The 9,948-nt window shown below is 65.3% G+C and carries 11 protein-coding genes and 1 riboswitch; of the genes, 5 read left to right on the top strand and 6 right to left on the bottom strand.

Going from position 1 to position 9,948, the window contains the following annotated elements; all coding sequences use genetic code 11:
• The first annotated feature begins 1,131 nt into the window (after positions 1-1,131).
• On the top strand, positions 1,132-1,380 hold the full coding sequence (locus CV1CTNOD_RS03160) for a hypothetical protein (protein ID WP_131784665.1): 249 nt from the start codon (positions 1,132-1,134) through the stop codon (positions 1,378-1,380).
• Between the two features lie 356 nt (positions 1,381-1,736).
• Here the strand turns inward: CV1CTNOD_RS03160 and corA are convergent, their stop codons facing one another.
• Together corA and CV1CTNOD_RS03150 are read right to left on the bottom strand one after the other, a co-directional pair.
• A complete protein-coding gene (gene corA, locus CV1CTNOD_RS03155) occupies positions 1,737-2,768 on the bottom strand; it encodes a magnesium/cobalt transporter CorA (protein WP_131784666.1) in 1,032 nt (343 codons plus the stop codon).
• 582 nt (positions 2,769-3,350) lie between these two features.
• Positions 3,351-3,518: riboswitch (M-box (ykoK) riboswitch) on the bottom strand.
• A 180-nt stretch (positions 3,519-3,698) separates the two neighbouring features.
• Positions 3,699-4,169, bottom strand: coding sequence for a hypothetical protein (locus CV1CTNOD_RS03150; protein ID WP_131784664.1), 471 nt, complete (start codon positions 4,167-4,169; stop codon positions 3,699-3,701).
• Positions 4,170-4,326: 157 nt separating this feature from the next.
• Between CV1CTNOD_RS03150 and CV1CTNOD_RS03145 the strand changes: the two genes are divergently transcribed.
• Entirely contained in the window at positions 4,327-5,001 is a 675-nt protein-coding gene (locus CV1CTNOD_RS03145) for an O-methyltransferase (protein WP_131784663.1), read from the top strand.
• 159 nt (positions 5,002-5,160) lie between these two features.
• Here CV1CTNOD_RS03145 and CV1CTNOD_RS24350 read toward each other — a convergent pair whose 3' ends face one another.
• Positions 5,161-5,898, bottom strand: coding sequence for a DivIVA domain-containing protein (locus CV1CTNOD_RS24350; protein WP_165485290.1), 738 nt, complete (start codon positions 5,896-5,898; stop codon positions 5,161-5,163).
• Here CV1CTNOD_RS24350 and CV1CTNOD_RS24345 point away from each other — a divergent pair.
• The 3 genes from CV1CTNOD_RS24345 to CV1CTNOD_RS03135 all read left to right on the top strand — a co-directional run bounded on the left by CV1CTNOD_RS24345 (position 5,887) and on the right by CV1CTNOD_RS03135 (position 7,705).
• Entirely contained in the window at positions 5,887-6,033 is a 147-nt protein-coding gene (locus CV1CTNOD_RS24345; RefSeq protein ID WP_165485289.1) for a hypothetical protein, read from the top strand. The two genes, CV1CTNOD_RS24350 and CV1CTNOD_RS24345, sit on opposite strands and share 12 nt — an antisense overlap.
• Positions 6,034-6,282: 249 nt before the next feature.
• Positions 6,283-6,759 (top strand): hypothetical protein, encoded by a 477-nt coding sequence (locus CV1CTNOD_RS24340; protein WP_165485288.1) that lies wholly within the window; start codon positions 6,283-6,285, stop codon positions 6,757-6,759.
• 214 nt (positions 6,760-6,973) lie between these two features.
• Positions 6,974-7,705 (top strand): nucleotidyltransferase family protein, encoded by a 732-nt coding sequence (locus CV1CTNOD_RS03135; RefSeq protein WP_242606318.1) that lies wholly within the window; start codon positions 6,974-6,976, stop codon positions 7,703-7,705.
• A 136-nt stretch (positions 7,706-7,841) separates the two neighbouring features.
• On the opposite strand, the gene CV1CTNOD_RS03130 is transcribed toward CV1CTNOD_RS03135, so the two are convergent.
• From CV1CTNOD_RS03130 to vapB, 3 genes are all read right to left on the bottom strand, one after another.
• Positions 7,842-8,678, bottom strand: a complete 837-nt coding sequence (locus tag CV1CTNOD_RS03130; RefSeq protein WP_131784660.1) for a Gfo/Idh/MocA family protein — start codon at positions 8,676-8,678, stop codon at positions 7,842-7,844.
• 413 nt (positions 8,679-9,091) lie between these two features.
• Complete coding sequence (locus CV1CTNOD_RS03120) at positions 9,092-9,499, bottom strand: PIN domain nuclease (RefSeq protein WP_131784659.1); 408 nt, start codon at positions 9,497-9,499, stop codon at positions 9,092-9,094.
• Entirely contained in the window at positions 9,496-9,729 is a 234-nt protein-coding gene (gene vapB / locus CV1CTNOD_RS03115; protein ID WP_131784658.1) for a type II toxin-antitoxin system VapB family antitoxin, read from the bottom strand. Before vapB ends, CV1CTNOD_RS03120 begins: the two co-directional genes overlap by 4 nt.
• Positions 9,730-9,948 lie beyond the last annotated feature (219 nt).

The raw sequence follows: 9,948 nt of genomic DNA, 5'->3' as shown, positions 1-9,948 counted from the left end.
CTCCGCGACACCACCCAAGAGCCATCAGACACGGCCTAGGCGAGCCCTCCCTGTGTCGCAGCCTACCGGGTGATGTCAGGTACTGTCGTTTGCACAGGTTGATGCCCATTTGTCCATAGATTCGCGTCAGGCAATGTCGGGTTGCGCCCACACGACACCGCGTGCTGTTGACCCGTACCCGCCCACCAACCAACCACCCAGATCCCTGCCATCAACGTCGATCAAGAAGGGCCGATCCACGTGACCACGACCGTCCTTGGCGCTCCGGATCGGAGCCCGAGCAGCCGTTGACTGTAACTGAAGGTAACCAGATTCACCAGGGCCGATGCGAGGCTGGCGGATCTCAGATCCGGATGTGTTGCGGCGCGGCATCAGCTTGCATGATTTCGCCGAAAGTCGCCGTCGCGGGGAACACGATGCCGCGGTGCTCGATGCCCAGGTCCGTGTCACCATCCCCATTTCGCTCTCGAAAGTAGCTGTCCAGAGCAGAGCGTCGGCAATGGGGAGAGCAACGGTCAGGGCGTCGCCGTCGAGGTCCATCCGGCGGGTCAGCCAGTCAACGGTGTCTGCTGGAAGCACTGTGACGTAGACAACGTCACCAAGAGAGTTCGCCGGAGCGGACCGCATCACCCGAGCCTGCTCCTCAACGCCGAGCACCGCGGCAATGCGGTCCGCGGGCAGATGCCTCGCCCACCGTGAGGCCTTGGCCACACCGGCCGCCTGCAACGCGGCGGCGATCTCGGACTCGCTCGCGGTGTTGGTCGGACACCTTCGAGGCCGCGAAGGTCGACGAGGCGCCGTCCGCGGACGTGGCAACACTCGTCTGTGTACTCCTGGTGAGTACTGCTGGTGAGTACTGCTGGTGACCTGACCCTCGGAGCCGCCGCATCCGACAAGCAGCGCCGCGGCGGTGAGACCGGCCAACCGCAAGCCGAGGTGGATGATTCTGGCAGTCATTCGAGCCCCTGCTAATTCCTGTTTATATCTGGCCAGTTCATCCGGACACGGCAACCAGGCCTTTTGCCGCACCTAACCTTTGCCATGTGTGGACCACAGCGTGGCCCGTCGCTGAGATGTCCGATCTGTCCGTAGCCTGATCGTCATGCTGGTGCGACGATCAGGGAGGATGGCATGGGATTTCTGCGGCGGCGGGACGACGATGGCGGCGAGGACCGCGATCGCATGGACAAAGGTCAGCGGCAACGGCAGGACATCCGGCGTGGCAGCCCGGCCTGGAAGGACTGCGGACCGTGCGGCGGCACGGGAAAAATCCTGAAGGACGTCGGCGGGACGGACGAGGACGGCACATTCAACGAGACCAAGAAGCTGAACTGCACATCCTGCAACGGAACGGGAAGGTTACCGATCAAAGATGATTGAGCCTGTCGTGCCACTGCTGACGTTGGACTGCCCGCAGCATCGCCGACGCCGTCGGCGGCGCAGCCCCGGCGATCCGCCGAAGGGCCCGCGGCCCGGTACGGCTGGCAACTGCCCGCGCTGCCGGACGGTGTGGGCTGAGGGCTACGGTCCTGATGCTCAGCCGCCGTCACGCGATCCCTGGCGGCCGGGTCCGATCTGCGGGCCGGGCTGAGCGTTTTCATGCCGTTTTCATGCCTTTTTACGGCTTTCATGCTGCTTGCGCGTATAGCCACCATATGTTCCGCCGAGTGGCCCGGGGACCTTACCCGCTGGCAGCGTACGAAAAGCACGATCGCGCGGTCTTGGGTGTTCTGGCATCAGAGCCAGCGGCGGCTGCGGAAGACGACATAGAGCATGACGGACACCAGACCCATGAGCGCGATCGCGAACGGGTAGCCGTACGCCCAGCTCAGCTCCGGCATGGTCTCGAAGTTCATCCCGTACACGGTGCCTACCAGAGTGGGAGCGAACAGAATGGCCGCCCATGCGGATATCTTCTTGACCTCCTCGTTCTGCGCGATACTCGTCTCGGTCAGGATCTTCATCTCCTCGTTCTGCCGCTGCCCCACCAGAGCGGCGTTGGCCGTGAGGATGTTCTGGAGGAGCTGACGGAACCCCTCGATCCGCTCCACGACCTGGACGACGTGGTCGGTGACGTCCCGCAGGTGCTGCTGCAGTTCGGCGTCCACGCCGTACTTCACGAAACCGGACGCCAGGGCGTCCAGCATCCCGAGCAGGGGCTTGGTGGCCCGCTGGAACTCGATGACCTCGCGGGACAGCTCGTAGATACGCCGGCTCACCTCCGGGTCGCCCCGGAAAACCTCGGTCTCGATCTCGTCGATGTCGTTTTCCAGCCCCGCGACAACCGGTGCGTAGTCGTCGACGACCCGGTCGAGGATGGCGTACAGCACCGCCTCCGGGCCCCTGGCCAGCAGCTCCGGCTCGGATTCCATCCGCCGGCGTACCCGCCGCAGGTCCGGTGCGTCACCATGACGTACCGTGATGACGAAATCGTCCCCGACAAAGACGTGCAGCTCGGAGAACTCGACTTCCTCCCGGGTGTCGTTGTAACAGGCCGCCAGCAGGACCACGAAAAGGGTCTTTCCGTACCGCTCCAGCTTGGAGCGCTGATGAGCCTGCACAGCATCCTCGACGGCGAGCTCGTGCAGGTCGAACTCACTGGCGATCGAAGTGATCTCATGCTCGTCCGGGCGGACCAGCCCGATCCATGCGAGATCCTGCTTGCGCTTGTCACGACGCCCATGCAGAAGCTGGTAGGTCTCACCCAGCGAGTCCGGTCGCGCAAGGCGCCGGCCCTCGGAGTAGAAAGCGTTCTCCATCACCGTCATCACGCCAGCTCCTCGAATGGCTTGAGGGCCTGCCAACAGGTACTGCCGGGAGCCCGGTGGCTACCCGGGACGCTCGCACCTCGCTGCGGCGGTGGTGGTCGGACCTCGGGCATCGCTGTGTGACACACACATCAGCTCGACCATGGACAACGCAGCTACGGACAAGGTCCGGGCACACTGCCAGCCGGGTAGCGCGCAGCCCGCTGGGCGAGCCCGTGCACCTGTTGGCACAGCCCTTGGATCAGGCCTGCATTCCAGCCCACTGCAACGCCGTGCTCATGGGAGCTCGTAGAGAGCCCACCCGCGTTCAGCGCATCAGGCACGACGCGACAAACCGCGGGCCGCCCGGCGAACAGGGCTGGGACCGTCGGCCCTCTGACAAAGGCCGGCGGCGACGTTTTCACACCGGAGGGACCAGGCTCAGGCGGCGGGGGTCGCCGAGCCAGTCCAGGACAGACAGCGACTATGACCGGGACTCATCCCGCCACCTCCTTCACGACCGGGTGCCCGCAGGCACAGGCCACATCTACACAGAGTGATCGCACGAAGCAGGTCCAGGCCAGCGCCCAGCCCCCCGTGCGGAGCACCCCTCCTCGTCAGAGCTTTGGCACTGCACGGCGTAATCCCAACCAGGAAGCCACCTGGGCCCACCCCTTAGCCCGGGGAGAGCTGTCCTGACCCGGGGCGTCTCTCGACGTTCGGGGTCAGTGGCCTGTGTCCGTGCAGACGCCTCACCGAACGAGGTGCCGCACCCCAAGCGTGCCGCCCCGCACAGGATGCTGTCAAACCAGGGCACGGTGACTTTGACGGCACGAGCCGATCAGGCCTGATGCGCCCAGGCCACTGACAGCGCCGTCGCTGACACCTCCCCGGACCCAGGCAGCGCCTCAGGCCGCGGGACAGCAGACAGCAGACAGCACCTGAAGACGCTCAGGCTCCCGAGCCGAATGCGGACCGGCCGGCACGCTCCCGTTCGGATGCCTTCATCCGCGCCTCGTACACATGCCGGCGACCACCGGCCAGTGCCTCCCTGACCATTCGTTCGGATTCCACGAAGATCCGGTAGTACCCGTCGTCGTACTCCTCGACGATCTGGAAGGTCCACCGGCCGTCGAGGACGTTCCGCCCGAACAGGTCCCTGCGGACCCGTTCGGCGATCTCGCCGTGACCGGCGTTCTCCAGCTCCTCCAACGCCGACCCGAGCATGAGATCGGCGTGGCCGGACATCTGGTGGAACGCGTAGAGGTGCCCCCTCGCCCGTTCCACCCACTCCAGTGCCTCACTGAGCTTCCCGACAGCGTGGACCGTGTCCGCGTCGAGCTCCGGAACGGTGCGGTCGGCTGGCGTCGGCGTCGGGGTTGGTGTCGGGGTTGGTGTCGGGGTCCGGTTGTTCGTCCTCACACTCTGCGAAATGCCCCGCCGGCACCCCTGCGACACCAGCGATGTCTGACGGGCCCAGGGCCCCAGGGCGGACGGGCAGGCCGAGCCGACAGGCAGGAAGGAAGGCGAAGGCCGGAGAGCAGGCAGAAGGTCAGGGTGTGAAGGTAGCCTGGGCCGTATGTCCGCTCTGGACCCAGCAGCGCAGTCGCCGATTCTGACGCACGGCATATACCCCTATCTCGCCGCCCACTGCTCGCCGCCGGACGAGCTTCTGACCGATCTCTTCGAGGAAACGCGGCGGAAGCTCGGCAACCTGTCCGTCATGCAGATCGGTGCCGAACTCGGCACCCTACTGACGATACTGACCGCAAGCACGGGGGCACGTCGGGCGATCGAGGTCGGTACGTTCACCGGATACTCGTCAATCTGCATCGCCCGTGGCCTGCCCGATGACGGTCATCTGCTCTGCTGCGACGTGAGCGAGGAGTGGACGTCGCTCGCGCGCCACTACTGGAAGCGCGCCGGCCTGGAAGATCGGATCGAGCTGCGCATCGGCCCGGCCGCGGCCACGATCGCCGCACTACCCACCGAGCCCGTCTACGACATCGCTCTCATCGACGCGGACAAGACCTCGTACCAGACCTACTACGACCTGTTGCTCCCGCGGATGCACCCGGGCGGGCTGATCCTCGTCGACAACGTACTTCAGGACGGTAAGGTGCTCGACGAGCAAAGCCGAAATGCGAACGTCCGGGCGATCCAGGCGTTCAACGAGGTGGTAGCAGTGGACGAGCGGGTGCAGACCGTCCTGTTGGCCGTGTCAGACGGGTTGATGATCGCCCGCAAGCTATAAGCTCGGCACCGGCTTACTCCACCCGCTCATCCCCACCCGCTCATTCCCGCCGCTCATTCCCGCCGCTCATTCCCGCCTGCCGGCTCCGGGTGGCGGCGGGCTCGCGAGGCATCACGATCGACGCTCCGCGAACCCGTCTGGTTCCCCGACGCATGCCGGCTACAGATCGTCTCGTGGCAGGTAGTCCTGGACGCGGGTGAGCTCACGTTCGAGAAAATCAAGGAAGTCGTCGACCTCGTACTCGCTGTATCCACCCGTCAGCCAGGTCGTGTCGAACTTGGCGTCGCTGATGTCCCGTGGCACGAGACTCACCGCGGGGGAAGCGGAATCCGCCGGCCGGCCGTCCTGCGCCGATCCCACCATCGCCTGCAGCCGGTCCAGTTCCCGGGACACCGTGTCGAGAAAGGCGTCGACCTGGGCAATGTCGTAGCCGGAGCGGAACCGCGTTCCCGTGAAGGATTTCTCCTTCACCTCCGAACCGGTGATGCCGGGGTGGAAGGAACCAGGACCACCACGGTGCCCGGCGGCATCGGTCCGGGCGTTGCCGCTACGGGGAGTACCGGTCAAGGCGCTGGCGGACACTGCGGACAGAAACCTGTGCAGATTGGCGAACTCGCGCTCGACGGCCCAGAGAAAGTCGTCGACCTCGCTTTCGCGGTACCCGCTGAAGAACCTTGTCGGGTTGAACCTCGTCGACCTGATCTCCGTTGGCGTGATTCTCGGGACGAGTTCGCCCGGATCCGGTTTTCCTCCGTTCTCGACAGAGCGGACGAGGGCGTGCAACCGGCGCAACTCGGCGGCAGCCCAGTCGAGGAAGGCGTCGACGCCGACCATGGTGTAGCCGGTACGCAGCCGCGTCGCGCTGAACGCTTTTACACAGAGATCGTGAGCTGCCACTATCGGACGGTAGGCGACGGCGCCGTCGACGCCCCGTTCGCCGCCTGGTGGTCGAGGCGGTTCCTGGCATACTGGACGAGCCGGTTCGTCCCGCACCTGCAGTGGCTGGATCTGCAGTGGCTGGGTCTGCTGTGACAGAGCCTGCGAGTCCGAGGTCGGTGTCCGGGACCCTGGCTGCCTCGGCACCCGCGGAACACGGCGCGTCGAACTCTGCGATCGGTCAAGGGTGCTCATCTGATTACGCAGACGCCGAGCAAGGCCCATGGCCAGATGCTCAGCCAGGTTTTCGGCCGGAAGCGTGGCGGGCGATCGGTCCTGCGGCGACGGCCAGTCCTCGCCTACCCGGCGGCACATCGCCTCCACCAACACATCCCCCGTGCCACCGTGGGCAAGGTCGAGATCGTTCGCCCATGGAATCGGCAGGACAAGATCCGTACGCGCCGACCGCCGTTCAAGATTCGACTGCCGTTCAAGATTGAGGAAGCGCTCGAGCTCGTGCCGGCACTGAGCGCTCCGGAAGAAGGCCGGAGTCATGATTGCGACGAGAATCGCCGTGGTATCCGGGAGATTCATGATCCTCTCGTTCCACAACTCGCACCAGACGATCTCCCGCCGGTCGCGCAGAACCCGGCAGCGATGGCCGGTCCGGGTCGAGATCTCGGTCTCCAGCGCGCTTCCCAGCGCGCCGATCGAAGCACCGTGACGCGCATGATCCTCATCCGCATAGCTGAGAAAGACGATCGGCGCAACATCGTCCCGGCCGGGGGCCTGGGCCTTCTGAACGGCCTGCGGAACGCCGTCAACAATGGACCGTTTCACCGTTCCGGATTGTATAGCGAACCGCCGGAGAAGGAAGTGTGAGCCAGCAGACGAAATCATCTGTTCCACCGGTTCATATTTTTATAGTGATTCTTATTTCTATATTCATCTAACTGAATTATCCCGAGTCCGTTACGGTGGCAACCGGATGTGGCGTTCCCGGCGATCACCCGTCCTTGTCATGGGCGGGCGTCGTGGGCGCCTGCCCCGCTCGGACCGACAAGCATCTGGAGCACCTGGAGCACCTGGAGCACCTGTGGCAGATGGAGCAGCAGTTGTAGCAGACCCAACGGGTGCCGTCGGTGGGCTCGTCCTCGCCGCCGGCGCCGGACGCCGATTCGGCATGCCGAAAGCTCTGGTCACGCTGGGTGGCGAATCACTGGTCCAGCGATGCGCCCGGATGCTCGCCGACGGCGGATGCGCCCCGGTGTTCGTGGTACTCGGCGCGCGGGCAGCCGACGTTCTCAGATCCACCAGCCTGCCCGGAGAACGGGTTGTCCTGGCGCCGGACTGGGCGTTGGGAATGAGCGCCTCGCTGCGTCGGGGGCTCGCGGCACTTGCCGCTGTCGACGAAAACCTTGCTGACAGGGGCGGGAGCAGGGACGGCGGGAACACCGGCGTCGACGCGGTCGTGATCGCGCTGGCCGATCAGCCGCTGGTCGGCGCCGATGCGGTGCGCCGGCTACTCGCGGCCCACGCGTCCGGTGCCGTTGCCGCGGTCGCCAGCTACGGTGGGCAGCCGCGCAATCCGGTCCTGCTACACAGGGCGATATGGACTGAGGTGTCCGCCCTCGCTCACAGTGATGTCGGCGCACGGGCCTGGCTGCGTGCCAATCCGGACCGGGTCGTCATGGTGCCCTGCGACGGCACCGGCTCCCCCGACGACGTCGACACCCCGGCCGACCTGGCCCGTCTGGTCGGATCCGACGGCTGGCCGCTGACAGCACCCGGTGCCAGCCAGCCTCCGCGGGTTGACCCGCAGTCCTGATCTCGACAGGTGATCACTGACATTACCGGCGTCAGTGGTATTGGTGGCACCGCCTGTTCCCGCTTATCCGGGATCGGTCCGATATGTCTCCGTGCCCGGCCACCAAGAGTACTCCGGCGCCTTCTAGGCAACCCGGTCAACCGGAGATCCCGCGTGGTGGGAGACCAGCCGCACGGTAGACATCGTCGATGAGGCGCATGGTGAAAACCGCGTCCTCGGCCGGTGTCAGCGTCGGTTCGCCGTACAGCACCGCACGGGCGAAACCGCGCAACTGGGCGTCGAAGGTCGTTTCCCCGCGTACCGTTTCCCGCATAGTGTGGCCCTGTACCGTCCAACGGAGCCGGTTGAACAGGTGCGGACGGACGAAGTTGACGACTCGCAACTCACCGCGGTCCCCGATCACGTGTGCGGCGATTCGCAAAAACTGCCGTGACCACAGTGAGCAGTCGATCCGCCCGGTCGGGCCGTCGGGGAAACTGAACTCCGCGGTCATGGCGCGGTCGATGCGCGGCGTGTGCAGCAGGGCGCGAGCCGACACGACCTTCGGTTCACCTGTTCCGAGCAGCCGCATACAGTGGACGGCGTAACATCCGGTATCCATCATGGCGCCGCCACCGAGATCGTAGCTGTAGCGGATTTCGTTATCGAAAAGTGGCCAGGGAATACACATCCAGGTGGAGATCGAGTGCACCGTGCCGAGGCTGCCGTCTTGCACGATCGTACGAATACGCTCCGCAAGCGGATGATACCGGTAATGAAAAGCCTCGGTGACGACGACCCCGGCGGACGCCGCTGCCGCGGCGACAGCACGCGCTTCGGCCTCGTTCGCGGTGAACGGCTTCTCGCACAGCACATGCTTTCCAGCTTCGATCGCGCGCAAGGTCCACGGTGCATGCAGCGCATTCGGCAGTGGATCATAGACTACATCGACGTCGGGATCGTCGATCAACGCATCGTATGATTTGTGCGCCATCGGGCTCGTCCCCCTGGGCTGGCATGGCGAAACGACCAGGTCAGACCCTGTTTGACAGACCTCTCCCCGAGTGGAGCGGGCGACGGGAATCGAACCCGCGTTGCAAGCTTGGGAAACCTGTGCCGTGCCCGCCGCCAGCCTGGGCCGGAGCGCTCCTGCCCACGTCAGCGGCGGTCCAGTGCCGACCGTTGGCTACCCGTCCGACCAGATGCCGACCGTTGCTACTGGCACGCGAATGGCACGCCGATGGCCGCTTGATCCGTAGTTAGATCTGGATCTTCCGTCGACGTCCGTGGGTGTCCATCCTGTCCGCTGACCTGGCGCGCTCCGTCCATGGGGGTCCGGCAGCGTCCACCCGTGTCCGTCGTCTCGGCTGTCGTCTTGGCTGTCAGCCGTGCCGCGGTGCGGGGGGATCAGGACAATCGGCACAACGGTTGCCCGGTCAGGTCGGCGATCAGCTCAAAGTCCTTGTCGCGATGCAGGAGCGTAAGCCCGGCAGCTTCCGCCGTCGCTGCGATCAGCAGATCGGGGATACTGGGAGCTCTGTGGTGGCCAGCCGCGGCCAACATGCCTTGGACCTCGTAGGCACGTCGGGTCACGGCGGTCGGCATGTCCCACTGAATGGCCATGCGCGCGAGCGGCAGGGTACCGAGAAGCCGGGTGTGTTCAGGGCCGTTGCGGGCCGAATACCCCACTTCGAGCAGTGTGACCGCACATATGTGTACCAGACCTTGATCGACTCGCCGTGACCAGACAGGCTCGTCGGGATGGGTCGGTATGCGGACCATCGCCGACTTGTCGATGAGCCAGCCCTCGGTCACGACCAGGCACCGCGCATCACATCCTCGTCGGCAAGGTCCGAGATCAGCTCGTTGAGCTGTACCCAGTCCTCCCGTCCAAGGGGTGGACGCGCGTCGCGCGACGCTCGCTCGGCTTCGGCAGCAAGCATGCGGCGCAGATACTCGACGCGCGAGATCCCGGCGCGGGCAGCGGCGGCGTCGAGCTCGGCAAGAACCACATCGGGCACGTCGCGGACGAGGACGTCGGCCATGGGCGTCACCTCACACGTTTGATATCGGATTCCCCATCTATGATAGCACGATCAGTTACGTGAGACGATCATCAAGCGGCTCTGGTGCGGCACGCCACGGGTTCCCGTGTGCGCGGCGTTTGGCTGTCCAGGCCTGGAGGAGTCCTCGCCCGGGTTGGCGGTCCATCTGTCGTGGAGCGTGACATGTCAACTACACTGTCAAACGATCTAGTGTCCTGC

It is taken from the genome of Protofrankia symbiont of Coriaria ruscifolia (genome assembly GCF_900634745.1).
Classification (GTDB): domain Bacteria; phylum Actinomycetota; class Actinomycetes; order Frankiales; family Frankiaceae; genus Protofrankia; species Protofrankia californiensis.
This window is presented reverse-complemented; position numbering and strand designations above follow the sequence as displayed.

Coding starts and splice junctions, on each gene's coding strand:
- CV1CTNOD_RS03160 (WP_131784665.1), top strand. CDS start 1,132: ATGGGATTTCTGCGGCGGCGGGACGACGATGGCGGCGAGGACCGCGAT.
- corA (WP_131784666.1), bottom strand. CDS start 2,768: ATGACGGTGATGGAGAACGCTTTCTACTCCGAGGGCCGGCGCCTTGCG.
- CV1CTNOD_RS03145 (WP_131784663.1), top strand. CDS start 4,327: ATGTCCGCTCTGGACCCAGCAGCGCAGTCGCCGATTCTGACGCACGGC.
- CV1CTNOD_RS03130 (WP_131784660.1), bottom strand. CDS start 8,678: ATGGCGCACAAATCATACGATGCGTTGATCGACGATCCCGACGTCGAT.
- vapB (WP_131784658.1), bottom strand. CDS start 9,729: ATGGCCGACGTCCTCGTCCGCGACGTGCCCGATGTGGTTCTTGCCGAG.